Source organism: Anaerovibrio lipolyticus LB2005, assembly GCF_000621545.1.
GTDB classification, from domain to species: Bacteria; Bacillota; Negativicutes; order Selenomonadales; family Selenomonadaceae; genus Anaerovibrio; species Anaerovibrio lipolyticus_A.
Map to the genome: position 1 here is coordinate 50439 of NZ_JHYA01000007.1, position 25959 is coordinate 76397.

Sequence of the window (25959 nt, forward strand, 5' to 3'; positions counted from 1 at the left end):
AGATTTATTCAGTTGAATTTACCCATCAAAGGAGTATATATAGGTTATGTTGAAAGTTTATAATACCTTAACACGCAAAAAAGAGGAGTTTATTCCACAGGAGCCTGGAAAAGTAGGCATGTATGTCTGTGGTGTAACTCCTTATAACTATCCTCATATTGGTAATGCCCGTCCCTTTGTGACTTGGGATGTTATCAAGCGTTATTTGAGAAATCGTGGCTTTGAGGTAAAGCACATTCAGAACTTTACTGACATGGATGACAAGATTATCAAGGCTGCCAATACCGAGGGCGTTTCCTGGGAGACCATTACCGAGCGCTATATTGACGGCTATTTCAAGTCTATTGATGCCCTTAATGTTCAGCGTGCAGATATCTATCCTAAGGTTACGGAGCATATTCCTGATATTATCAATATGGTTCAGCGAATTATTGACAACGGCTTTGGCTATGTCATTGACGGGGATGTATACTTCAGTGTTGAGAAATTCCCTGAGTATGGTAAGCTCTCCGGCCGCAAGCTGGAGGACATGCAGGCGGGAGCCAGAGTAGAGGTGGACAGCCGCAAGCATAATCCAATGGATTTTGCCCTTTGGAAGTCTGCAAAGCCAGGGGAACCATTCTGGGAAAGCCCATGGGGCAAGGGACGTCCAGGCTGGCACATCGAATGCTCCACCATGTCCCTTAAGTATTTGGGAGAAACCTTTGATTTTCATGGTGGTGGCAGTGACCTTATCTTCCCTCACCATGAGAATGAGATTGCCCAGTCCCAGTGCTGCTGTGGTAATTATAAGAGTTTTGCCCAGTATTGGCTTCACAATGGCTTTATTACCATTGATAACGAGAAAATGAGCAAGTCTTTGAATAACTTTATTACTGTACCAGATATTTTGAAGCAGTATCCTGGTGAGGTTGTTCGCTTCTTCATTTTGCGTACCCATTACAGAAGTCCGTTGGATTTCAGTGAGGAGCGTATCAAGGAGGCCCAGGCTGGTCTTTTGCGCCTGAAAAACGCCTTTGACCTTGGTAATGAGGTGCTAAAGAAGGCAGGCACTACGGAACAGGATACTCAGCTGGAAGAAATTGCTGAAAAGGCAATGGCTGATTTTTATGAGGCCATGGATGATGACTTCAATACCGCTCTGGCTATTGGCTATATGTTTACACTGTCCAAGGAAATTAATACCTATGCCAACAATGTAATTAATAAGGGAACTGAGTTTGATGCAGTTCACTTTGGTAAGCTGATGCAGGTTTATAAGGATATGGCGGCTGTAATCGGTATTTTTGAAAGCTCCCTTGAAATGCCTGAGTCTGATGACGGGGCTGGAATTTCTTCAGAGGAAATCGAGGCGCTTATTGCTGAAAGAGCTGAGGCCAAGAAAAACAAGAATTGGGGACGTGCTGATGAAATTCGTGACAGTTTAAAGGCACAGGGAATTATTCTTGAGGATTCTGCAGCCGGAACCAAATGGAAGAAAGCGTAAAATATGACATTTGAGCATTTAAAGAAGCTAGTTGATATGATGTTCGTGGATGATGGCAATGGTGGTGTTCAGCAGAGATATGATTCTGTTGACCCCAAAAGCCTTAATCCCTTGGTGTTGGCCTATATAGGTGATGCCTATTTTCACCTGTTTGTAAGGGGACGAATTCTTTCCTATGAGCAGAGCAAGGTTCAGGTGCTGCATCAGTTCAGCGCCCAGATTGTATCTGCTGTGTGGCAGGATAAGGCATATCGTGGTATCGAATCCATGCTGACAGAGGAAGAAAAGACTGTCTACAAGCGTGGTCGCAATGCAAAAAGTCATGCCCCAAGAAGTGCCAGTGTAGCCCAGTATCATTCCAGTACAGGCTTTGAAGCCTTATTGGGATATCTGTATCTCATGGAAAGAAGCGAACGCCTTTATGAGCTGGCGGAAGAGTCATTTAAGATTATTTCCAAGGCCATGATGGATGAAATATCAAATAAGAAATAAATTTTGTGTATATATTATTGGAGAAAAACTATGATAAAGGTTAAATTATTGGAGCATACTCCTGAGCCAGAGCGTGTTGTGGCTATGTCTGCAAGGCTTTGCTATTCTGCCTCTGGTGCTGAGGAGCTGTCAGAGCGAATGACTGATGAGCAGGTTCAGAAGCTGCTGGCCAAGATTATTAAAATGGGTCATGCCTCCACCATGGAGCATGTTTCTTTTACATTTGGCATTGAAGGTGTATCCCGTGTGCTGACTCATCAGCTGGTACGCCATCGTCTGGCATCCTATAGCCAGCAGTCACAGCGTTATGTGGCAGAGCATGATTTCGAGTATATCCTGCCACCAAGTATTGAGGAAAAGCCTGAGGCCAAGGAGCGCTTCCAGAGTTTAATGGATGATATTCAGAAGGCTTATAATGAATTGGCTGATATGGGAATTCCTAAGGAGGATGCCAGATATGTGCTGGCAAATGCCACTGAAACCAAGATTGTGGTAACCATGAATGCCCGTTCTTTGATGCACTTTTTTAATCTTCGTTGCTGCAACCGTGCTCAGTGGGAAATTCGTGAGCTTGCTTATAAGATGCTGGAACAGGCGAAGAAGGTTGCACCGCTTCTGTTTAAAAATGCAGGAGCCTCCTGTGTGGCCACTGGCCATTGCCCTGAGGGTGCCATGACCTGTGGTAAATTTGCTGAAATGATAAAGATGAGAGAAGACTGATATGGATAATAAAAAAAGTCCTGAACGAGAAATGCCCGAGGATATGGTGGCTGGACGCAATGCGGTTATGGAAGCATTAAAGGGCAGTCGCAGCGTCAATAAAATTATGGTGGCCAAGGGCAGCAATGAAGGTTCCATTAAGGAAATAATTGCTGTGGCCAAGGAGAAGGGCGTTAATATTATGTACATGGAGCGCAGTAAAATTGACTCCATGGCCCGGGGAATCCGTCATCAGGGTGTACTGGCCCAGGTGGCACCAGTTCAGTATGTGGAGCTGGAGGATATCTTACAGATTGCCCGGGATAAGAATGAGCCTCCATTTATCCTGTTATTGGATGAACTGGAGGACCCGCATAATTTGGGAGCTCTCCTTCGTACTGCCGATGCAGCCGGTGTTCATGGGGTGCTGATTCCTAAAAGGCGTAGTGTGCCTTTGTCTGCAACTGTGGCCAAAACCTCTGCCGGTGCAGTGGAATATGTGCCAGTGGCCCGTATCGGAAATATGGTACAGACTATTCGTCGTTTAAAGGATGAGGGACTGTGGGTAGCTGCTGCGGATATGGATGGCACTGACTATTATGAGGCTGATATGACAGGGCCGTTGTTACTAATCGTGGGCAGCGAGGGCCATGGTGTTGGACGTCTTGTAAAGGAACAATGCGATTTTGTTGTGCGTATACCAATGATGGGAAAAATCAATTCCCTGAATGCATCTGTGGCAGGCTCAATTCTCATGTATGAGGCCATGAAGCAGAGAATTCAAAGGGGCTAGCTATAATGAAGAAAAAGCCAAGAGAATATTATATTATTGATGGCTATAATGTAATCAATTCCTGGCCGGAGCTCATGAAGCTAAGAAATAATCTGGCTGAGGCCAGGGATACCCTTGTCCATCTTTTGTCAGAATATGGTGCTTATGAGCGTTACGAAATGATAGTGGTTTTTGATGCCCTGTTTACCGATTCCGAGGAACATGTGGAAAAGGTGAATGAACACTTTACGGTGGTATATACAGGCAAGGGGGAAACTGCTGACAGCTACATTGAGCGCAATGCCTATGAGTATGTTCGTTTGGGTAAGGAGGTCCATGTGGTCACCTCTGACGGGGCGGAGCAGTCTGTTATTTTGGGTGCCGGAGCCTATCGTCACCCTTCCAAGGAATTTCATCGTATATTGAAGCGGGCCAAGAAAGAATTACGGCGTGAGTATCTGAATAAGCCGGTATTCCCTATTTCCCGCAATGAAATCAGCAGCCATCTTGATGCTGATACTTTGGCAAAATTAGATGCACTTCGTAAAATGAAATAGGCAAAATAAATATCAATTATAGTTAATTTGGGGAAATAGTTGTAACTCTTGATTATTTTTTTGCTGGGCTGTATAATCAATTTGTGGGCTGTATATAAAGATATTAAACAGTCTGACAGTTTATAGGGGGCAGGGGCTTAATGGAAAACAGCTTGTTGACCTGGGATGAATCCTTTGATGATTACATTGATCTTCCCGATGAAGATGTGATAGTAAAAATTCAGGATAATCAAGATGGCGTGGCCATGGATTATCTTATAAATAAGTACAGAAATTTTGTCAGAGCCAAGGCACGTTCTTACTTTCTTATTGGTGCTGACAGGGAGGATATTATTCAGGAGGGCATGATTGGTCTTTATAAAGCCATCAGGGACTTCCGTAATGATAAGCTGTCTTCGTTCAGAGCTTTTGCTGAGCTGTGTGTTACCCGGCAGATTATTACTGCTATTAAGACCGCTACCAGACAGAAGCATATTCCGCTTAACTCCTATATTTCGTTGAATAAGCCAATTTATGATGAGGACTCTGACCGCACCTTATTGGATGTTTTGTCCGGTGCCAAGGTAACCGATCCTGAGGAACTGGTTATCAGCCGTGAGGAGTTTATTGATATTGAGGCCAAGATGGAAGACATCCTCTCTGATCTGGAGTGGTGTGTTCTTATGGCATATCTCGATGGAAAGTCTTATCAGGAAATAGCGTTGGACCTGGACCGTCATGTTAAATCCATAGATAATGCTTTGCAGCGTGTTAAACGCAAGCTGGAGCGCTATATGGAAATGAACGGAAATGAAGTAGATATTGGAACTATATATAAGGGACTTACGACAATTAAGCGTAGGGGCCGTATTTTCTCTGAGATTAAAAAAGGAGAAGGGGTGCAGTGATGCGCCTCTTTTTTTATATATAAATATTTTTTATAACGTCATTGTTAAAATTTTTCCTTTCTATATAGAAATAACATACTGGGGTACTTTTTTTTAAGAGAAGTACAATTTGAAAGTATAACGGGCTTTACAGTGGGCCTTTTTGTTGACAAGTTTACAATCAGTATATTATACTCTTTATTAATGGCGTTTATTGTAACATAAATGTAATCTTTACAAGATACAATTATGTTAAAACGCATAAAGGGGTTAAGGAGGGGTTTATATGGATGGTTATGCAACACTGGGAATTTTTTTCATCATGGCTTTGGGCTTTCCTATTGCGCCAATTATTATTGCCAATATTATTCAGCCTAAACAACCAACCAATGAAAAAGATATCCCCTATGAATGTGGTGTAAATACCATTGGAAAGAACAATGTGCAGTTTCATATAGGCTATTTTATGTACGCACTTGTCTTTCTGCTGTTTGATGTTGAGACAGTATTCCTTTATCCATGGGCTGTAAAATACAGCCAGCTGGGCCTTTTTGCACTGGTGGAAATGCTGGTGTTTGTGGGGATATTAACAATAGGTCTCTGGTATGCGTGGAAGAAGGGGGCGCTCTCATGGAAATAGTAGATATCGTGCCACCTGAGCTGAAAAATAATGTTATTGTTACCAGCGTGGATGCACTTTTTAAATGGGGTAAATCCAACTCCATTTGGCCGTTGTCATCTGGCCTGGCCTGCTGCTCCATTGAAATGATGTGTGCTGCTGCTTCCAGATTTGACTTGGCCCGTTTTGGTTACGAGGTATTTCGTTCCTGTCCTCGCCAGTCTGACCTTCTTATCGTTGCAGGAACCTTAACATGGAAGATGACACCACCGCTTATTCGTCTCTACGAGGAGATGCCTGAGCCAAAGTATGTTATTGCCATGGGCAACTGTAATATAGGTGGCGGACCTTTCGCAGATTCCTATTCGGTGGTGACGGGGCTGGATAAAATTATGCCGGTGGATGTATATCTGCCTGGTTGTCCTCCAAGACCAGAGGCTCTTATTGATGCTATGCTTAAGCTGAAAAAGCTGATTCGTCATCCTGAGCTGGGCCGCGATGCCGCGGATGCCAAGGCTCTCAGCAGAGCTAATCTGGAGCTGATGACCCGTCCTGTATGCAATGTGGAAGAAAGGGCGGAATAGTATGGGAACTTATTTTGAATTAGATAAGCTGGACCTTTTGAAGGCCCAGTTTGATACAGCTGAATATGATGCAGAGCAGGCTGAGCCAGCTCTATATATTGGTAAGGAACAGCTCTTGGACTTGATGCGTGTGTTAAGGGAGACTCCTACCTACTCCTTCGACCGTATGGGTATGCTGACGGCAGTGGATTATAAGGATTATATTGAAATGGTATATAGCCTTTATTCCCGTCGGTATGACAAGTGGGTTACGGTAAAGGTAAAGCTTGACAGGGATAACCCAGAGGTGGAATCCATGACTCAGATTTGGGAAGGCACCAATTTTGAGGAAAGGGAGACCTATGATCTCATGGGGGTTAAATTCTTGCATCATCCGGATCTTCGTCGTATTTTGATGCCGGATAACTACGAGGCACATCCTTTAAGAAAGGATTTTGTACCTCTGGAGCCTAGAATCGAAGGAGGAGTGCTGACATGGCACAAACAGAGAAGTATGTCTTAAACATGGGACCTCAGCATCCAAGTACCCATGGTGTACTTCAGGTTCAGGTGGAGCTTGACGGTGAAAATATCGTTGGCGCAAAGCCTGTAATGGGTTACCTCCATCGTGGTATTGAAAAGCTGATGGAATCCCGCACTTATGTTCAGTGTGTCCCATTTACCGACAGACTGGATTATGTGTCCGCCATGAATAATAATCTTGGTTTCTGCATGGCTGTGGAAAAGCTGGCGGGGATTGAGGTGCCTGAGCGGGCAGAGTATATAAGGGTAATTTGTGCTGAGCTTAACAGAATTGCCAGCCACCATGTATTTATCGGTTCTTTGACCAATGACCTTGGTTCTGCCACCGGTATGATTTACGCCTTCCGTGACAGAGAAAAGATTCTGGATTTATTTAATATTATCTGTGGCGCACGCATGACAGCCCACTACATTCGTATTGGTGGTGTGGCAGCTGATGCCCAGGACGAATTTTTAAGGGATACCCAAAAGTTTATTGATTATGTGCCGGAAATGCTGGATGAGTACAATAAATTGTTCAGTGGCAATGAAATTTTCCAGGCCCGTATGAAAAAGACTTCTATTATAACTAAGGAAATGGCCCTGAAGTTTGGCATGTCTGGTCCAAATATCAGAGCCAGCGGTGTGGATTATGATATCCGCAAGATAGATAAGTATGGTGCCTATGGCAAATTTGATTTTGATGTACCTTTGGGTAAGCGTGGCGATAACTGGGATCGTTATATGATCCGCATGAAGGAAATTGCTGAAAGTGCAAAGATTATTCAGCAGGCACTGGATAATATGCCAGAGGGACCTTATATGGCCAAGGTGCCAAAGGTTCTGCGTCCACCTAAGGGCGATGCATATCACCGCGTGGAGAATACCCGTGGTGAGCTTGGCTTCTATATTGTAAGTGATGGCTCCACCAAGCCGTACCGTGTTCACATCCGTCGTCCATCCTTTGTAAATCTTCAGGCACTGGACACCATGTGTAAGGGAATGCTGCTGGCTGATGCCGTTACAGCATTTGCTACCATTGACCCTCTCATGGGCGAGGTAGATTGTTAATACAGATAGGCAGGTGGAAATATGCATAGCGGAATTCTTTACTCTTTGGGGCAGTCCCTTAGAGAAATTCTGACGTCATTGATAGGCGTTCCTATTTTAGTAGATCTTCTTATGACGATAATATGCGCAACGATTCTCCTTTTAATTATGGCTACCTCAGCCTTGGTATTTACCCTTGGAGAAAGAAAAATCTGCGCATTTATCCAGGTCCGTATCGGACCAAACCGGGTAGGCCCCGGTGGTTTGCTTCAGTCTGTGGCAGATATGCTTAAGCTGATGGACAAGGAGGACATAGTTCCTCGTGGTATTGATACTTGGCTTTGGGTGTTATCCCCAATCCTTTTGTTGGTACCATCTGCATTGATTTATGCCTTCTTCCCGTTTGATGATGGTGTTATATTGGCAGATGTTAATGTGGGCTTGTTCCTGCTTATTGCCATTACGTCCCAGACCGTTTTGCCATTTCTCATGGGCGGCTATTCCTCAAACAGTAAGTACGCCCTGATAGGTGGTATGCGTACTGTAGCTCAGATGCTGGGCTATGAGGTACCTATGGTATTCGCCCTTATGGGTATTGTAATGATTACTGGTTCTTTGAAAATGAGTGCCATTGTGGAGGCACAAAGCGACGTTTGGTTTATCGTGCTGCAGCCATTGGCATTCCTCATTTATATTATTACTGCTCTTGTAGAGAGCAACCGTCCTCCATTCAACATTGTAGAGGGTGAATCTGAGATTATTGCCGGTCCATTTACGGAGTATACTGGTATGCGCTGGGCACTGTTTTTCCTGGCTGAGTTTTCAAATCTCATGTGCATCGGTATTTTAACCACCACCCTGTTCCTGGGAGGCTGGCATGGCCCTGATTTCCTGCCGGGATTCTGCTGGTTCTGGATAAAGACCTTTTTATGTGTACTGTTTTATCAGTGGGTTGGTTGGACCTTCCCTCGTGCCAGAGTGGACAGCATGCTGTCCTTCGGCTGGAAGGTGCTGCTGCCAATCGCTCTTATTAACGTACTGCTGACTGGTGTTGGTATCTATGTTTACAATGTAATGTGATAGGAGGCTTCATTATGTGGGGCAAAGGACTTATTACAGGAATGAAGGTTACCTGGGGCCACTGGTTTGGCAAGAAGGAAACCGTTTATTATCCTGAAGAAAAGCTGCCAATGACTGAACGCTTCCGTGGTGGTCATCTGGCATTTGATGAAGAAAAATGTATCGGCTGCAAGCTGTGTGCCATAGGCTGTCCAAATGCGGCACTGGATCTTACAGTGTCTGTGGACGAAAATAAAAAGCGTCACATGGAATCCTATGTTCATCAGATCGGCCGTTGTATGTATTGTGATTTGTGTATTGAGGCATGTCCGACCAAGGCAATTTCCTGGGATAAGAACTATGAATTCGCTTCTTATTTCAAGGAGGACATGACCTATGATGCATTGGTAGAGGCTCGGAACAGGAGGGGTAATAATGAATGAAATGATTAGTACCCTGGTGTTCTATGTACTGGCCATGGTGATTTTGGGCACAGCCTTAGGTGTTGTGATGAGCCGTAATCTGGTTCACAGCGCACTTTTGATGACTGCCTGCTTTATCGGTGTTGGTATTTTGTTCTTCTATCTTGACGCTGATTTTCTGGGCGCCATGGAGTTTATGCTGTACTCAGGCGGTGTAGCAATTCTGGTGGTAATGGGTGTAATGCTTACCAAGCGTCATGACGGACCTCCGGGGAACCCGTTTAACAACAATACAATTCTGGCATTAGGCGGTGCCGGACTGTTTGTTCTGGTTATGATTGGTGTGGTAATTTCTACACCAGCTCCTGCCGGTGGCTACGTTTCTCCTGATACTGTCAACGAGCTGGCGGATATGATGCTGAACAAGTATATCCTGCCATTTGAAATTGCAGCAACGCTGCTGTTGGCTGCCCTTGTGGGAGCTATTATCTTGGCGAAGGGGGATGGAGAAGCATGAGTATCGGATTAGGTCATTGCCTGCTCCTGGCTGCAATGCTGTTTTCCATTGGCCTTTACGGAGCGCTGGCAAAGCGTAATATTATTGCAATTCTCATGGGTATTGAGCTTATGCTTAATGCTGTAAATATCAATTTTGTTGCCTTCAACCGCTTCACTGTTGTTTCAGACCTGACAGGTCAGCTGATGACAGTTTTTGCCATTACCGTGGGCGTAGCTGAGGTGGCAATTGGTGTGGCACTGGCTTATCGCATCTACAATGACAGATTAACTATCAATGTGGATGAGCTGGATAATATGAAGGGATAAGGGGGAGTTTAAGATGTTTTATGATTTTGCACTTGAACATGCCTGGTTGATTCCTCTGTTACCGGCAATGGCCTTTGTCATTATTGGCATGATAACCCGCTCCTACGGAAAGCTGTCAGCGGCTATTGCTGTTTGCATGAGCTTTATCAGCTTTTTGCTTTCCTCTGGTGTTACCTATGCTTTGGTAAATTATGGAATCAGTGTTGAGCAGCCTTTTGTGCAGCAGTTGAACTGGATGCATATTGGTAGCGTCAGCATTTCCATGGGTGTTCTTATTGATCCGCTGACGGCCATGATGCTGATGGTGGTTTCCACAGTATCATTGCTGGTTCAGATATATTCTGTGGGATATATGAAAGGAGATAAGGGCTACGGACGGTTCTTTGCATTCCTTTCGTTGTTTGCTGCTTCCATGCTGGGGCTGGTATTGGCAGTAAACTTCCTTCAGATGTATGTATTCTGGGAGCTGGTTGGTCTTTGCTCCTATCTGTTAATCGGTTTCTATTATTACAAGGTTTCTGCAAGGGAAGCTGCCAAGAAGGCCTTTATGACTACCCGTGTGGGTGATTTTGGCCTGCTCCTTGGTATTCTCCTGTTACAGATTAACTTTGGAACTCTTGATTTCATGGAGCTTAGGGAGATAATTCCAGCCTACATTTCTATGGCTGGCACTGGCTTGATGACAGTCATTGCCCTGCTGGTATTTGTTGGTCCTATTGGCAAATCTGGTCAGTTCCCACTTCATGTGTGGTTGCCTGATGCCATGGAGGGTCCTACTCCCGTATCTGCACTGATTCATGCAGCAACCATGGTTGTTGCCGGTGTATATTTGGTAGGACGTGCCTTCTTCATGTTCACCGAGCTGCCTTGTGTTATGAATGTTATAGCCTGGGTGGGCGGCTTTACAGCCTTCTTTGCTGCCAGCATAGCCTTTACCCAGACTGCCATAAAGCGTATTTTGGCATATTCCACTATAAGTCAGCTGGGCTACATGATGTTGGCTCTGGGAGTTGGTTCCCTTACTGCCTCCTTCTTCCACTTGATGACCCATGCTTTCTTTAAAGCACTGTTATTCCTCTGTGCTGGTGCAGTAATGCACGCCATGGCGGATGAGGCAAATATCTTTAAAATGGGCGGACTCAGAAAGAAGATGCCGATAACCTTTGCCACCATGACCATTGGTGTGTTGGCTATTGCCGGTATCCCGCCTTTTGCAGGCTTCTTCTCCAAGGATGAAATCCTGCTGGCTGCAGCTCAGGTGAGCACACCTCTTTATGTGCTGGCTACGTTAACAGCTTTTATGACGGCCTTCTATATGGCCCGTCTGCTGTTTGTGACCTTCTGTGCTGAACCTGCCAACGAGGAATCTTATGAGCATGCCCATGAACCATCAAAGTTTATGCTGTTCCCATTGATTGTTTTGGCTGCCTTGGCAGTTGTCAGCGGTCTTTGGGGTCATCTGGAGGGCTTTGGGGAGTGGGTACGCTTCGGCCATCCTCATGAAGCCGGTATTGATATGACTATTGCGGTTTCATCCACTATTCTTTCCTTCATTGCTTTTGGTATCGCATGGAACATTTATGTGGCTAAGCGTTGGAGCTCTGATACAATAGCGGAGAAAACGGGTATTCTTTACAAATTAAGCTATAACAAATTCTATATTGACGAAATCTATGAAGCCCTTATCAAGGTATTTGTAGATGGCGTTGCCAAGGTATTCTACTGGATTGATATCTACATCGTTGATGGCATTGTCAACGGTCTGGCTCATCTGGTAGGGGGCATCAGCTGGATTTTAAGCAAGGCACAAAATGGACAGGCTCAGCATTATTCCGGAGTCTTCATCTGTGGTGTGGTAATCCTTGTGGCTTATAGCCTCTACTATTTGGCAGTTCTGGGAGGTGCATTGTAATGACTAGCTTTCCTTTGTTATCAGCAGTCCTGCTGGCACCTATCTGCGCTGCTGTAATTCTGTGCTTTGTCTCTCCAAAGGCAGCACAGTCCGTAAGGGTTATTGCTGCTTCAGCCATGACTGTGGCATTGGCTCTTACCTTGTATGCTTTCTTTAGCTATGATATGACAGCAGGGGGCATGCAGTTTACCGAAAGTATTCCCTGGATTAAGGATTTAGGTGTTCACTACGCATTAGGTGTAGATGGAATTTCCCTTCCTATGCTGTTGCTCACAGATCTCATTGGTTTGGCGGCAGTGTACAGCTCCTGGAATATTACCAATCGCCCAAAGGAATTTTACATTCTGCTGATGATTCTCATTGCGGGTGTAACGGGTACCTTTATTGCAACTGATCTGTTTATATTCCTTCTTTGCTATGAGGTAGTGGTTATTCCTATTTACATCATGGTAATTATTTGGGGCTCCACCAAGAGGGTTTCCAAGGAATATGCGGGTATGAAGCTCACCATATATCTTTTGATGGGATCTGCTTTTATGCTGGTGGGTGTAGTTGCCCTTTATCTTACTGTTGGTGATGTGGTTGGCTTCAGAACCTTTGATATGCAGGCATTGGCTGTGGCAGGGCAGAATGGTCTTCTCAGTGAGGAATTCCAGATTTTTGCGTTCCTGTTGTTGCTCCTGGGATTTGGTTCACTGCTTTCCATGTTCCCTTTCCACAGCTGGTCTCCAGATGGTTATGCTGGTGCACCAACTGCGGTTTCAATGATTCATGCTGGCGTACTTAAGAAAATCGGTGGCTATGGTCTTATCCGTCTTGGCCTTCTGGTGCTTCCATTGGGTGCCAGATTCTGGGCTCCGGTTATTGCGGCTCTGGCCATCATAAATGTAATGTATGCCGCATATATAGCACTTGCCCAAAAGGATTTGAAGTATGTAATCGGTTATTCCTCTGTATCACACATGGGTTACGTTCTTCTTGGTTTTGCCTGCCTTAATGTGGTATCTGTAAGCGGTGCTGTTGCCAATATGGTGGCTCATGGTGTAATGAGTGCCCTGTTCTTCTCCATGATTGGTTTTGTATATGAAAAGACTCATCTGAGAAGCGTTACTGAGCTCCGCGGTCTGGCTCATCAGATGCCTCGTGTAGCCACCGGCTTTATGCTGGCTGGTATGGCATCTTTGGGGCTGCCAGGACTCATCGGCTTCATTCCGGAGTTTACGATTTTCGTCGGTTCCTTCAGTGTATATCCTGTTTTTGCTATTCTGGCAATTTCCGGTATCATCTTCACCGCCCTTTACACCCTGCGTGTATTGGCGAAGGTGCTGTTTGGACCTAGGGATTCTAAATTTGACAGATATAAGGATGCCAGAGGCGTGGAGATGATGCCACTGGTAATTCTGGGTATTGCACTGGTTGGCTTTGGTATATTCCCACAGTTGCTCATGGGAATGGTTGGCTCCGGCACGGAGCAGCTCATGCCATTGCTTGATCGTATTGCAGAAGTACCTGGGTTCATAGGAGGGATCAGATAATGAATTTTGAAGCTATTAGTACAGAAATTTTCATTTTGGTCCTTGGCCTTTTTGCTATTGTTATGGACCTGGTATTACCTAAGAATGAGTCCCGCAAGAGCATTGGTGGGGTTCTGGTATTTGCCCTCACCGGATGGGTTCTGTATATGTTTTCCATGTATGTGCCAGAGACTGCCGTGGCCGATGGTTCAGCAACAACAAGATATTTCATGGATATGATGTATATCGTGGACAACTATTCTTTGTTCTTTAAACAGTTATTTATGGTTGCCACTGTGTTTACGCTACTGTTTTCCATGGATTATATGCAGACCGTGCTTCGTTACAAGGGTGAGTTTTACGCTCTCCTGATGACAGCACTTCTCGGTATGTGCGTTCTTGCTTCTGCTAATGATTTCCTGACTGCCTTCATTGGTCTGGAGCTCATGACAATTTCTTTCTATATTTTGGTTGGTGCAAGGATTTCTTCCGTGAATTCCTCTGAGGCTGCGGTAAAGTATCTGGTTGTTGGATCTGTATCTACGGCTATCATGCTTTATGGTATCAGCCTGGTATATGGTTCTACTGGTACAGTGCAGTTTTATGAGATGTTCCACAACCAGCATTTGTTTTCAGCTGCGGGGCTTGCTGGAGCCACTATGATAATGATTGGCTTCTTCTTCAAGCTGTCAGTTATTCCGTTCCACATGTGGGCTCCTGATGTATATCAGGGGGCACCAACACCGATTACGGCCATGCTGGCCATGGGTTCCAAGGCTGCTGGTATTGCGGTGTTCATGCGTGTGATTTATGTTGCCTTCCCGTTGATTGGCTTCTATTGGTTGCCAATCTTGGCAGTTTTGTCTGCAGTATGTATGATTGGCGGTAATATTATGGCCATTCGTCAGAATGATGTAAAGCGTATGCTGGCCTATTCATCTATTGCACAGGCAGGCTACATGATGGTGGGTATGGTATCTGCTGATTATCCTGGAATGAAGGCTGTAATGTTCTACGGCATGCTGTACGTATTTGCCAATGTAGGTGCCTTTACGGCTCTTACAGTGGTGGAACAGCAGCGCGGGGGATCTGATTACAAGTCATTGGCTGGGCTTGCCAAGTCGGCCCCTGTTCTGGCGGCTGTCATGACCATTTCCTTGCTGTCCATGGCGGGTATTCCGCCTACAGCTGGCTTTGCCGGAAAACTGTATCTCTTTACAGCTGTAGTAAATCAGGGTTATTTATGGCTGGCCTTTGTGGGCTTTATAATGTCCATGATTTCCGTTTACTACTATTTACAGGTAGCCAAGGCTATGTATCTGGCCGAGGGTGATGGCAAGGAGCTTCATATTAGCGGTGCAGTTAGGGCTGCCGCTGTATTGAGTGTCATCGCTACTATTCTCTTTGGTGTATGGCCTGAGAAGCTGGCAGAGCTTACGAATTTGGCTGCATATACTTTCCTGCAGTAAGGATATTAATTGATAATAAAAAATAGGGTCTGTGACGAGATAAATGCCTTGTCATGGACCCTATTTTTACTATGAAATCTTAGTGAATCAAATCTGAAAGATGAAGATGAATTTTAGATTTCGTGTAAGGGCTGATGAAAGCCCATATGCTTTCATCTTGCTTATTATGCTTTAAATCCAATTTTAGATAAACTTTTTTGGCCTAAATATGTATACAGTATATTTTTCAATAAATATTAATAATACATTGCCTGGAAATTGGTATGATGTTAGAATTATAGTCAGTGGATAATTTCTAATAGCTATACTTATTAGTCTTAGCCAAGGGATGGCTAATTTAATCAGGGAGGATTAATGGGATGGTATTGAAGAACTACATGGAGGAATGTGTTCTGAATAAGCTGGAGGAGCTTATTCCAAAATATCCTGGATGTTGTTTTTGCGAAAATTGTAGGATGGATATAGTAAATTTGGCACTTAATCACTTGCCACCTAAATATGTATCTACGGATAAGGGACATGTTTTTGCCCGTGTGGAATGCTTTAACAGTCAAAGTGAAGTGGAAATCGTCAAACAAATTGCTGCGGCCATCGAACAGGTGGAGGCACACCCAAGACATTGATGTTTAAAAATAATATTTTGCATAAAAAATAGGCACTCTATCTCATGGAGAGGATAGAGTGCCTTTTGTATTTAAAAATAATTATAAATGATTTACAAAATGCTCGATACGGGCCAGGGCCTCGGAGATTTGTTCTATGGAGGTGGCGTAGGAGCATCTTACGAAGCCTTCGCCACATTCACCAAAGGCGTTTCCTGGTACCAGTGCCACATGCTCCTGCATGAGGATTTTCTCGGCAAATTCCTCTGACGAAAGACCAGTGGAGGTGATGTCAGGGAAAATATAGAAGGCACCCTTTGGCTCAAAGCACTTTAAACCAGCCTTTTGAAGTCCGTCGTAAATGAGACGACGGCGCTTATCATATTCTGAAACCATTTTTCTCATGTATTTCTCACCGTGGCGCAGGGCCTCCACAGCAGCAATTTGGGCGGTGATTGGAGCACAGAGCATGGTATACTGATGAATCTTGGTCATGGCGGCAATGATGTCAGGATTGGACAGAGCATAGCCAATTCGCCAGCCAGTCATGGCATAAGCCTTGGAAAAACCATTTAGAAGGATGGTTCTGTCCTTCATTTCAGGGAGTCCGGCAAAGCATACATGCTTGGTGTCCCCATAAGTAAGGTCACCGTATATTTCATCGGAAATAACGATAAGGTCATGCTTTACGGCAAAGCGGGCAATAGCCTCCAAATCTTCCTTGGAAAGAATGGCTCCCGTTGGATTGTTTGGATACCCAATAAGAAGAGCCTTGGTCTTTGGAGATACATGAGGCTCCAAATCAGCAGGCGTGATGCGGAAATCATTTTCAGCCTTGGCTGGTACAGGCACCGGTATACCACCTGCCAGAGTAGCACAGGCTTTGTAGGAAACATAGCATGGCTCCGGAATGAGAATTTCATCTCCAGGGGAGAGAATGGTACGCATGGCAATATCCAGAGCTTCACTTACACCTACAGTAACGAGTACATCGGTCTTTGGATCGTAATCAAGATCAAAACGTCTTTTATGCATGAAGCAAATTTCTTCACGAAGCTCCATAAGACCACGATTGGCAGTATATGATGTGTAGCCCTGCTCCAGCCCGTATACGCAGCTTTCGCGAATGGACCATGGAGTGACGAAGTCAGGCTCACCAACACCAAGGGAAATAACATCCTCCATTTCGGAAGCAATATCAAAGAATCTTCTTATACCAGAAGGCGGCACACTTTTTACGATAGGTGAAATTCTGTCATTCCAGTTTGTCATATACTCATCACCAACCTACGATCTTTTTCTTTATCATCAATGATAATGCCATCTTTCTTGTATGGCTTCAACAGGAAATGGCTGCGGGTCTGGGTTACACCCTCAATGGTTGCCAGACGGGTGGCTACGAAATTGGCCACATCCTGCATGGATTTTCCTTCAATAATTACCAGCAAATCAAAGCTACCGGACATGAGATATACGGTGCGCACCTCGTCGAAGCGGTAAATGCGCTCGGCAATGGCGTCGAAGCCCACCTCTCTCTGTGGAGTGAGGTTTACCTCGATAATGGAGGTAACGGTATTTTCACCGGTTTTGTCCCAGTTGATGAGGGTATTGTAGCTGAGAATGATTTTATCCTTTTCCAGCTTGGCCATTTTTTCCTCAACCTCATATTCGCTGATATTCAGCATTGATGCCAGCTCCTTGGCCGGGCGGCGTGCATCGTGTTTTAAAAGCTCCAAAAGTTCACGCATTGTAAATACTCCTTTGTCGTCATTGTTAATAATAAAAAAAGCCCCGTCCAACAAAAGGACGAGGCATATTCCCGTGGTACCACCTTATTCGGCTCTACTGATGAGAGCCACTTAAGCTGCCATTATCGCTGGCTGACGGCAGAATTTTTACCCCTTGCAGGATATAATAATCTGCGGCTCATGAATAGCTTTCCGCTTATTAATAATAGCAATTTTCACCAGACATTGCCTCTCTGAATTATTTCGTAAGCGTACTTTTTCAATCATCGCCTTAGCAATTTAAAATTCTTTTGCATACTATAGCACATTGAATTTCATTTTGCAAGAGGTCTTGTTTGATATTGTTTCCAATGGTGCAGAATTGTTTACTTCCTTTCGTTGCATTGAAGCGAATATTTGAGTACAATGAAAAAAGGAGTAAATTCGCTGCTTGTTAAAGGAGTCGATTATTTTGGTACTTGGAAAAATCAAAGAAGTAAGTTCAGGTTTCACAAAGTTCCCGGATGCCATACGGAAAGCCCTGTTTTTCCTGGCTGAACACAATTTTAATGAAATGAAAGACGGTACTTACCCCATTGATGGTAAAAACAGCTATGCAATTTTGCAGCGTTATAGTACCAGACTGCCGGAAAGCGGCAAACCAGAGGCCCATAGGCAATATGTGGATATCCAGTATATTGTCAGGGGGAGGGAGGAGCTGGGCTGGTGTCCATTGAATCCTGAGCTTATAGAGGCTTCCCCATACGATATTGAAAAAGACATAGTATTTTATGAAAAGCTTGTACCTGGAAGCAGTGTAGTGCTTGATGAGGGTACATTTGCTGTTCTTTATCCTGCTGACGTACATCGTCCTTGCGGTTCCGTGGATGGAAAACTCGCACCAGTTACCAAGGTAGTCGTAAAGATTGCCGTGGATTACATAAAGTGATGCTGTTTTTTTATTAAGTTTTTGGAGGCATGATTGATGACTGTAAGAAGAATTTACGTGGAGAAGCGTCAGGGTTTCTATGATATCCCGGCTCAGCAGCTTTGCGATGACCTTATTGAGAGTTTTCGCCTGACTGATCTTAGAGCTGTACGGTTGTTTAACCGCTACGATATCGAGGGCCTTAGTGATGAGGAATATGCTACAGTAAAGTCTGTGGTTTTTTCCGAGCCACCTGTTGATGTAGTATACGAGGAGAAGCTTCCTGAATTTGCAAATTCCAGGATGTTTGCTGCCGAATATCTGCCAGGACAGTATGACCAGACCGCGGACTCTGCCGCTCAGTGCGTACAGCTTGTTACCCAGAAGGAACGCCCTATTATTGCGACTGCAAGGGTTGTGGTTCTGGTGGGCAGCATCGATGATGTCACTTTTGCCAAAATAAAGGATTATTATATTAATGCAGTGGAAAGCCGTGAGGCTAAGCTGGAAAAGCCGGAATCCTTGGAGATGAAGCTGAAGGCGCCTGCGGATGTTGAGGTCCTTACAGGTTTTACATCTCTTTCGGATAGTGAACTTAAGACCTTCATGAATAATCGTGGCTTTGCCATGAGCTTTGAGGACCTGAAATTCTGTCAGAATTACTTCCGGGATATAGAGCATCGTGATCCAACCATTACTGAAATTAGGGTTATTGATACTTACTGGTCTGATCATTGCCGTCATACCACCTTTACCACTGCAATTGATTCAGTGGGGATTGAACAAGGACCATATACACCAGTTATAGCCCAGGCATATCGACAGTATCAGGAGGACAGAAATCTGGTATACAGTGATGAAGATCGTGACGTTACTCTCATGGATCTGGCTGTTATCGGTATGAAGGTCCTTCGCCAGCAGGGAAAACTGGAGGATTTGGATAAGTCCGAGGAAATAAATGCTTGCAGTATCGTTGTCAATGCGGATATTGGCGGCGAAAACGAAGAATGGCTGGTTATGTTTAAAAACGAGACCCATAACCATCCTACAGAGATTGAGCCATTTGGTGGTGCTGCAACCTGTCTTGGCGGTGCTATACGTGATCCTCTTTCAGGACGCTCTTATGTATATCAGGCTATGCGCGTAACCGGTGCTGCTGATCCTCGTCGTCCTGTTTCTGAGACAATAAAGGGTAAGCTGCCACAGAAAAAGATCACTCAGGGGGCCGCAGCAGGCTATAGTTCTTATGGCAATCAGATTGGTTTGGCCACTGGCCAGGTGACTGAGGTTTACCATGAGGGCTTTATGGCCAAGCGCATGGAGATAGGTGCCGTTATTGCTGCTGCTCCAAAGGTAAACGTAGTTCGTCAGGTTCCAAAGAAGGGCGATGTAGTTGTCCTGGTAGGCGGACGTACCGGCCGTGATGGCTGTGGCGGTGCAACTGGCTCTTCCAAGGAGCATACCACTGAGTCTTTGACCACTGCCGGGGCAGAGGTTCAGAAGGGTAATCCTCCAACAGAGAGAAAGATTCAGCGACTTTTCCGTATACCTGTTGTGAGCAAGATGATTAAGCGGTGCAATGACTTTGGCGCCGGCGGTGTTTCCGTAGCTATCGGTGAGCTGACGGATGGCCTTGTGATTAATCTTGACTCCGTAAAGAAAAAATATGAAGGCCTTGACGGTACAGAATTGGCTATCTCCGAATCCCAGGAGCGTATGGCAGTGGTTCTTGATGCCGGCAATGTGGACGATTTTATTAAATATGCCGATGAGGAAAATTTAGAAGCAACAGTTGTTGCCCTGGTTACTGACGACAGACGTCTGGTGATGAAATGGCGTGGCAATAATATTGTTAATCTCAGCCGTGACTTCCTGGACACCAATGGCGTTAAGCAGCATATTGATGTGGAGGTGGCAGCTCCAGCCAAGGAAGATTGCTACTTTAGAAGGCTGCCTAAGAAAATTGAGGCCTTGGGCTCTGATATAGAAAAGGCTTGGCTGGAAAACTTAAAGGATCTTAATGTATGCAGTCAGAAGGGGCTGGCTGAGCGCTTTGATTCCACCATTGGCGGTAATACCGTTCTTATGCCATTTGGAGGAACCCAGCAGATAACCCCTACTGAAGGTATGGTGGCCAAGCTGCCTGTTCTTGGTGCTGAAACTACAACAGCGACTGCTATGACCTATGGTTACAATCCATATCTTATGGAGTGGAGTCCGTTCCATGGTGCTTTGTATGCTGTAGTGGAGGCTGTGGCCAAGATGGTGGCTCTGGGCGGTCGTGCTGATACTATTCGTATGACCTTCCAGGAGTATTTTGAAAGTCTGGGCAGAGATGCTGCCAAGTGGGGCAAGCCGTTCAGTGCCCTTTTAGGTGCTCTTTGGGCACAGCATCAGTTTGAGATTCCTGCCATTGGCGGTAAGGATTCCATGTCTGGTACCTTTATGGATATGACAGTGCCTCCTACACTTACGGCTTTTGCTGTGGATGTTATGAAGGCTGATAATGCCATTTCACCTGAATTTAAGTATGTTGGCAACAAGGTTTATTATGTTGAATCTCTTCGTAATGAGTTTGAGATGCCTGACTTTACATATCTGAAAAAGGCATACAGCAAGATTAGCCAGATGATTGCCGAAAAGAAGGTATTTGCTGCTTCCAGTGTTCGCATGGGCGGTGTGGCAGCTGCCATTACAAAGATGTGTCTTGGTAACAATATTGGCTTTAAGTTTAGTGCCAATATGAAAAAGATGGATTTGTTCCGTGCAGACTATGGCGGAATTATTCTGGAATTGGCAGATAATGTTGATGTGAAGGAAGCTCTCAAGGGTGTTCGTTATATTGAACTTGGTGAAACTACAGCAGTTACCAGTATTGTTTGTGGCAATGCGGTTATTACCTTGGCTGATGCCCTTAAAGCATATACCAATCCATTGGAGAAGATTTTCCCAACAAAGATAAAAATAGACAAGAAGCCGGTTAACGAGTTTCTGTATAAGAGCGGCAACCGCATAAAGAAGCAGATTACCATTGCCAAGCCAAAGATTTTTATTCCTGTATTCCCTGGCACTAACTGTGAGTATGACTCTGCACGGGCCTTCGAGAGGGCCGGTGGCGATCCACAGACCCTGGTTATTCGCAATTTGACTCCTTCTGCAGTTGAGGAATCTGTAGAGGCCATTGTAAAGGGGATTAAGGATTCCCAGATTGTGATGCTGCCTGGTGGGTTCAGTGGCGGTGATGAGCCGGATGGCTCTGGTAAGTTCATTGCAGCTATGTTCCGCAATCCTCGCATAAAGGATGCAGTCCATGAGCTTCTTCAGAAGCGTGATGGTCTGATGCTGGGTATCTGTAATGGCTTCCAGGCATTGATAAAATTAGGATTGGTTCCTTATGGCGAAATTCGCGATCTGAATGATAGTTCCCCAACCCTTACTCATAACCAGATCGGCCGCCATGTATCATGTATGGTGCGCACCAAGGTTGTGTCAAACCTTTCTCCGTGGTTTAACAATGTAAAGGTGGGAGATATATTCACCATTCCTGTTTCCCATGGCGAGGGTCGCTTTGTAGCTGACAAAGCTGTTGTGGGCAAGCTCCGTATTAACGGTCAGATAGCCACCCAGTATGTGGGTTCTACTGGTGCTCCTTCAGCAGATATTCCATTTAATCCAAATGGCTCTGTTAATGCCATCGAAGGTATTACAAGCCCTGATGGACGTGTGCTGGGCAAAATGGGGCATTCTGAGCGTATTGGTGGCTGTGTTGCCAAGAATGTTCCAGGCAAGCAGGATCAGCAGATCTTCGAGGCTGGAGTAGCCTATTACAAATAAAATACAGTTGAAAGCTTGTATGTAAAAAGTTTCAAATGTGCTTTCTGGTATCTCGTTGAGATTTCAGAAAGCACATTTTTTCTGCCCTGAAAATTATTTTTTCAGTGTAAAATCAGTGATTACAAGTGCTCAGAATAATTGTTCAAAAAATTTTTTAAAAATTTTCAGAAGAAAGAAGGAATTTAGTTTATTATGGCGAAATATACACGCGAGGAAAAAGTTAATAGGCTTGGATGCGTTCCAAATGCCAATATGGCAGAGGAAACCATCTATCAACTGCTCCTGGTAATATGAGTTTAGCCGCCGTACCTTAAGAGAGGATTCTTGTATGTGCTGCCAGACCAAGGAGAAAAGGTCGTGAATGGTATAGCACCTGTGATGGTTGGCACCATATTGCTGGAGCAACATTTTTGATTCGGGTATCATGTAGTTGCTTGCAGAGAGATAGGCCAGGCTAAAAAATTAACTTCACCTTTTATGAGCCGATAAATCGGGGGATTATATCGGCTGCCGTATTTTAATTTTAGAGGGGGATTTTTTAAAATGGCAAAGAAGTATGTAATGGCGTTAGACGCAGGTACCACTAGTAACAGAGCTATCATCTTTGATGAGAACTCCAAGATCGTAGGTGTTTCTCAGAAAGAGTTCACTCAGATATTCCCACAGCCAGGTTGGGTTGAGCATGATGCAGATGAGATTTGGAGCACCATGACTACTGTTATGAAAGAAGCTCTGGAGCAGAGTGGCCTCGCAGCTAGCGACATCGCAGCTATCGGTATCACCAACCAGCGCGAGACTTCAGTTGTATGGGATAAGAACACTGGTCGTCCAGTATACAATGCAATTGTATGGCAGTCCCGTCAGACCGCTGATATCGCAGATGGCTTGAAGAAGAAGGGGCTCACTGAGGAGTTCAAGTCCAAGACTGGTTTGACTATCGATGCATATTTCTCTGGTACCAAGATTACTTGGATTTTCGAGAATGTACCAGGTACTCGTGAGCGCGCAGAGAAGGGTGAGTTGCTCTTCGGTACTATCGATACTTGGCTGATTTGGAAGCTGACCGGTGGTAAGGCTCATGTAACTGATTATTCCAACGCTTCCCGTACTTTGATGTACAACATCAAGGAACTGAAGTGGGATGATGCACTTCTCGGATATCTCGGTGTTCCTAAGTGCATGCTTCCAGAGGTTCGTCCATCCTCTGGCGTGTATGGTGAGGCTGTTCCTTCCATTTTGGGTGCTGCTATTCCTGTTGCAGGTGCTGCAGGTGACCAGCAGGCTGCTCTCTTTGGTCAGAACTGCTTCGAGCCAGGTATGGCTAAGAACACCTATGGTACTGGCTGCTTCATGCTGATGAACACTGGTACTGATATCTATGATTCCAAGAATGGTCTGGTAACCACTATCGCTTGGGGTCTCGATGGCAAGGTTGAGTATGCTCTCGAGGGTTCCATCTTCGTAGCAGGTTCCGCTATTCAGTGGCTGCGTGACGGCGTTCGCATGGTTGATTCCGCTCCAGATTCTGAGTGGGTTGCCAAGAAGGTTCGTGACACTGCTGGTGTATACCTCGTTCCTGCATTTGTAGGTCTTGGTGCTCCATACTGGGATCAGAACGCTCGTGGTATGATCATCGGTATTACCCGTGGTACCACCAAGGCACATATCGTTCGTGCAACTCTGGAGTCTCTTGCATATCAGACCAGAGATGTTCTGGGTGCAATGGAAGCAGATTCCAACATTAAGCTGGCTTCCCTGAAGGTTGATGGTGGTGCTGTTGCCAACAATCTGATGATGCAGTTCCAGGCTGATATCCTCGGCGTTCCAGTAGATCGTCCTCAGATTATTGAGACTACTGCTCTTGGTGCAGCTTACCTGGCAGGTCTTGCTGTAGGCGTTTGGAGCAACAAGGAAGAACTGAAGACTGCTTGGAAGTTGGATGTTCGCTTCGAGCCAGTAATGGATAAGTCCGAAGCTGATAAGCTCTACAAGGGCTGGCAGAAGGCTGTTAAGCACTCCATGCATTGGCTGGATGAGGACTAATCAAAAAAGATTAGTTTCTTAAATTAAGTTGTTCATTTTTTAAGAATTCAATTTCTGGTACCGGCCCCATCCGGGGCTGGTACTGGATATGAATTGCAGCAATTATTTTTATTATTTTTTTGAAAGAAGAGGGATAAGAAAATGGATAATTTGTTAGGCGAGTTCGTCGGCACTATGGTACTGATGGTATTTGGTTGCGGTGTTAATGCAAACATGACTTTGGCTAAGTGTTATGGTCGCGGTGGCGGCTGGATCTGCACAACCACTGGATGGTGTTTTGCAGTAGTAATGGGTGTTTACACCTCTGTAGCTCTGGGCGCTCCTCAGGCTGATATCAATCCTTCCGTTACTATTGCCAAGACTTTGGCAGGCGTTTACACTTGGGATCAGTTTGCTGCTACTTCCATCGTTCAGATTCTCGGTGGTATCCTCGGTGCAATCATTGTTTACCTGGCATATCTCCCACATTGGGCAGAGACTGAAGGCAGCAAGCTTGGTGTATTCTCCACTGCAAATGCTTGCGGTAACCAGATGACTGGTTTCCTCGGCGAGTTTATCGCTACCTTCTTCCTGATGTTCGGTATCTGGTGCATCTTCTCCAAGGGTGTTCAGGGCTCCATCGGCCTTGCTCCTGGCTTTGGCCCTTATCTCGTAGGTTGCTTGATCTGGGCTCTTGGTCTTTCCCTTGGCGGCTGCACTGGTTATGCAATGAACGCTGCTCGTGACCTTGGTCCAAGAATTGCTCATGCAATCCTGCCAATTCCTGACAAGGGCGACGGCAACTGGGGTTATGCTTGGGTTCCAGTAGTAGCTCCTCTTTGCGGTGGTGTTGCAGCTTATGTTGTATCCAGCGCTCTCGGTATTATCTGATAGCATTTGCTAGTATGAGTTAATTAAACATCCCCACTTGTGGCTTCATAGGTGGGGATGCTTTTATTAAACAGGGGTATTAGTTTTTATTAACTTTTCAGGAGGGATTTTTGTGAAGAAGCTTATTAACGAAGTTGTAAATGTTGAAGAGGAAATGATTCTTGGTTTGGTAAAATCTGCACCAGACAAGCTCCGTAAATTGGATTGCGGTACTGTTGTAGTAAGAGCCAACAAGAAAGAAGGCAAGGTTGCATTGGTTTCCGGTGGCGGTAGTGGTCATGAGCCTGCACATGGCGGTTATGTTGGGGAAGGCATGCTGGATGGTGCAGTAGCAGGTGCTGTATTTACATCTCCTACTCCAGACCAGATTTATGAGGCCATTAAAGCTGTAGCAACTGATAAAGGTGTTCTCTGTATCGTAAAGAACTACACTGGTGATATCATGAACTTTGAGATGGCTATTGATATGGCCAAGGATGAGGGTATCAAGGCTGATTATGTAGTAGTAAACGATGACGTTGCTGTTAAGGATTCTCTTTATACAACTGGCCGTCGTGGCGTAGCTGGTACTGTTCTGGTACACAAGATTGCCGGTGCATTGGCAGAGAAGGGTGCTAGCCTGGAAGAGGTTAAGGCTGTAGCTGAAAAGGTTATTGCTAATGTTCGTACTATGGGTATGGCTATTACTGCTTGCACCATGCCAGCAGCTGGCAAGCCTGGTTTCGAGCTTGCTGACAACGAGATGGAAATCGGTATCGGTATCCATGGTGAGCCAGGTACTTCCCGTGAGGCTTTAAAGCCTGCTAATGCAATTGCTGAGGAGCTCCTCAACAAGATTACTGATGATATTGACTTTGTTGGCAAGGAAGTAGCTGTTATTGTCAATGGCATGGGTGGTACTCCTCTCATGGAATTGTACATTGTTAACAATTTCGTTCATGATTATCTGGACAAGAAGGGTATTAAGATTTATGATACTATGGTAGGAAACTATATGACATCTATCGAGATGGCTGGTTTCTCCATTACTCTGCTTCGTCTGGATGATGAACTTAAGTCCTTGTACAATGCAAAGGCAGATACACCAGCTCTGAAGCGCTAATAAACTGAGGGGAGCTGTTTAAAACG

General features: G+C 45.0%; 25 protein-coding genes and 1 other annotated feature. Of the genes, 23 read left to right on the plus strand and 2 right to left on the minus strand.

Going from position 1 to position 25959, the window contains the following annotated elements:
• Positions 1-46: 46 nt before the first annotated feature.
• From cysS to T355_RS0107810, 18 genes are all read left to right on the plus strand, one after another.
• On the plus strand, positions 47-1486 hold the full coding sequence (gene cysS / locus T355_RS0107725) for a cysteine--tRNA ligase (protein ID WP_027397246.1): 1440 nt from the start codon (positions 47-49) through the stop codon (positions 1484-1486).
• Between the two features lie 3 nt (positions 1487-1489).
• Entirely contained in the window at positions 1490-1978 is a 489-nt protein-coding gene (locus T355_RS0107730; protein WP_027397247.1) for a Mini-ribonuclease 3, read from the plus strand.
• A 30-nt stretch (positions 1979-2008) separates the two neighbouring features.
• A complete protein-coding gene (gene thyX / locus T355_RS0107735) occupies positions 2009-2698 on the plus strand; it encodes an FAD-dependent thymidylate synthase (protein ID WP_037330021.1) in 690 nt (229 codons plus the stop codon).
• 1 nt (position 2699) lies between these two features.
• Complete coding sequence (gene rlmB / locus T355_RS0107740) at positions 2700-3470, plus strand: 23S rRNA (guanosine(2251)-2'-O)-methyltransferase RlmB (RefSeq protein ID WP_231483011.1); 771 nt, start codon at positions 2700-2702, stop codon at positions 3468-3470.
• 2 nt (positions 3471-3472) lie between these two features.
• Positions 3473-4006 carry an NYN domain-containing protein gene (locus tag T355_RS0107745; protein ID WP_027397250.1) on the plus strand — a complete coding sequence of 178 codons (534 nt, stop codon included), beginning with the start codon at positions 3473-3475 and terminating at the stop codon, positions 4004-4006.
• A 140-nt stretch (positions 4007-4146) separates the two neighbouring features.
• The gene (gene sigH, locus T355_RS0107750) at positions 4147-4893 is read left to right on the plus strand and encodes an RNA polymerase sporulation sigma factor SigH (protein WP_027397251.1); all 747 of its coding nucleotides are present in this window, start codon (positions 4147-4149) and stop codon (positions 4891-4893) included.
• Between the two features lie 265 nt (positions 4894-5158).
• Complete coding sequence (locus tag T355_RS0107755) at positions 5159-5512, plus strand: NADH-quinone oxidoreductase subunit A (protein WP_027397252.1); 354 nt, start codon at positions 5159-5161, stop codon at positions 5510-5512.
• Positions 5503-6075 (plus strand): NADH-quinone oxidoreductase subunit B, encoded by a 573-nt coding sequence (locus tag T355_RS13945; RefSeq protein ID WP_051533530.1) that lies wholly within the window; start codon positions 5503-5505, stop codon positions 6073-6075. The genes T355_RS0107755 and T355_RS13945 overlap by 10 nt, the downstream gene beginning before the upstream one ends.
• A gap of 1 nt (position 6076) precedes the next feature.
• The gene (locus T355_RS0107765; protein WP_027397253.1) at positions 6077-6577 is read left to right on the plus strand and encodes an NADH-quinone oxidoreductase subunit C; all 501 of its coding nucleotides are present in this window, start codon (positions 6077-6079) and stop codon (positions 6575-6577) included.
• Positions 6550-7647 (plus strand): NADH-quinone oxidoreductase subunit D, encoded by a 1098-nt coding sequence (locus T355_RS0107770; protein ID WP_027397254.1) that lies wholly within the window; start codon positions 6550-6552, stop codon positions 7645-7647. Before T355_RS0107765 ends, T355_RS0107770 begins: the two co-directional genes overlap by 28 nt.
• 21 nt (positions 7648-7668) lie before the next feature.
• Positions 7669-8706, plus strand: coding sequence for an NADH-quinone oxidoreductase subunit NuoH (gene nuoH / locus T355_RS0107775; protein WP_027397255.1), 1038 nt, complete (start codon positions 7669-7671; stop codon positions 8704-8706).
• A gap of 14 nt (positions 8707-8720) precedes the next feature.
• Complete coding sequence (locus T355_RS0107780) at positions 8721-9128, plus strand: NuoI/complex I 23 kDa subunit family protein (protein WP_027397256.1); 408 nt, start codon at positions 8721-8723, stop codon at positions 9126-9128.
• Entirely contained in the window at positions 9121-9624 is a 504-nt protein-coding gene (locus T355_RS0107785) for an NADH-quinone oxidoreductase subunit J (protein WP_027397257.1), read from the plus strand. Before T355_RS0107780 ends, T355_RS0107785 begins: the two co-directional genes overlap by 8 nt.
• A complete protein-coding gene (gene nuoK, locus T355_RS0107790; RefSeq protein WP_027397258.1) occupies positions 9621-9932 on the plus strand; it encodes an NADH-quinone oxidoreductase subunit NuoK in 312 nt (103 codons plus the stop codon). Before T355_RS0107785 ends, nuoK begins: the two co-directional genes overlap by 4 nt.
• Before the next feature lie 13 nt (positions 9933-9945).
• The gene (gene nuoL / locus T355_RS0107795; RefSeq protein WP_027397259.1) at positions 9946-11844 is read left to right on the plus strand and encodes an NADH-quinone oxidoreductase subunit L; all 1899 of its coding nucleotides are present in this window, start codon (positions 9946-9948) and stop codon (positions 11842-11844) included.
• Positions 11844-13379 carry a complex I subunit 4 family protein gene (locus T355_RS0107800; RefSeq protein ID WP_027397260.1) on the plus strand — a complete coding sequence of 512 codons (1536 nt, stop codon included), beginning with the start codon at positions 11844-11846 and terminating at the stop codon, positions 13377-13379. Before nuoL ends, T355_RS0107800 begins: the two co-directional genes overlap by 1 nt.
• Positions 13379-14827, plus strand: a complete 1449-nt coding sequence (locus T355_RS0107805) for an NADH-quinone oxidoreductase subunit N (protein ID WP_027397261.1) — start codon at positions 13379-13381, stop codon at positions 14825-14827. The genes T355_RS0107800 and T355_RS0107805 overlap by 1 nt, the downstream gene beginning before the upstream one ends.
• Positions 14828-15186: 359 nt before the next feature.
• On the plus strand, positions 15187-15450 hold the full coding sequence (locus tag T355_RS0107810) for a late competence development ComFB family protein (protein ID WP_037330022.1): 264 nt from the start codon (positions 15187-15189) through the stop codon (positions 15448-15450).
• A gap of 81 nt (positions 15451-15531) precedes the next feature.
• Here T355_RS0107810 and T355_RS0107815 read toward each other — a convergent pair whose 3' ends face one another.
• On the minus strand, positions 15532-16701 hold the full coding sequence (locus T355_RS0107815; protein ID WP_027397263.1) for an aminotransferase class I/II-fold pyridoxal phosphate-dependent enzyme: 1170 nt from the start codon (positions 16699-16701) through the stop codon (positions 15532-15534).
• Positions 16698-17177: an Lrp/AsnC family transcriptional regulator gene (locus T355_RS0107820; RefSeq protein ID WP_027397264.1), complete on the minus strand. Its 480-nt coding sequence runs from the start codon at positions 17175-17177 to the stop codon at positions 16698-16700. Before T355_RS0107820 ends, T355_RS0107815 begins: the two co-directional genes overlap by 4 nt.
• A 51-nt stretch (positions 17178-17228) precedes the next feature.
• Positions 17229-17453: a binding site (T-box leader), on the minus strand.
• A gap of 175 nt (positions 17454-17628) precedes the next feature.
• Here T355_RS0107820 and T355_RS0107825 point away from each other — a divergent pair.
• The 5 genes from T355_RS0107825 (at position 17629) to dhaK (ending at position 25933) form a co-directional block, all read left to right on the plus strand.
• Positions 17629-18105, plus strand: coding sequence for a YhcH/YjgK/YiaL family protein (locus T355_RS0107825; RefSeq protein WP_027397265.1), 477 nt, complete (start codon positions 17629-17631; stop codon positions 18103-18105).
• Positions 18106-18141: 36 nt separating this feature from the next.
• On the plus strand, positions 18142-21918 hold the full coding sequence (locus T355_RS0107830; RefSeq protein WP_027397266.1) for a phosphoribosylformylglycinamidine synthase: 3777 nt from the start codon (positions 18142-18144) through the stop codon (positions 21916-21918).
• 543 nt (positions 21919-22461) lie between these two features.
• The gene (gene glpK / locus T355_RS0107835; protein WP_027397267.1) at positions 22462-23961 is read left to right on the plus strand and encodes a glycerol kinase GlpK; all 1500 of its coding nucleotides are present in this window, start codon (positions 22462-22464) and stop codon (positions 23959-23961) included.
• A gap of 141 nt (positions 23962-24102) precedes the next feature.
• Positions 24103-24831, plus strand: a complete 729-nt coding sequence (locus T355_RS0107840; protein WP_027397268.1) for an MIP/aquaporin family protein — start codon at positions 24103-24105, stop codon at positions 24829-24831.
• A gap of 112 nt (positions 24832-24943) precedes the next feature.
• Positions 24944-25933, plus strand: coding sequence for a dihydroxyacetone kinase subunit DhaK (gene dhaK / locus T355_RS0107845; protein ID WP_027397269.1), 990 nt, complete (start codon positions 24944-24946; stop codon positions 25931-25933).
• Positions 25934-25959: the final 26 nt, after the last annotated feature.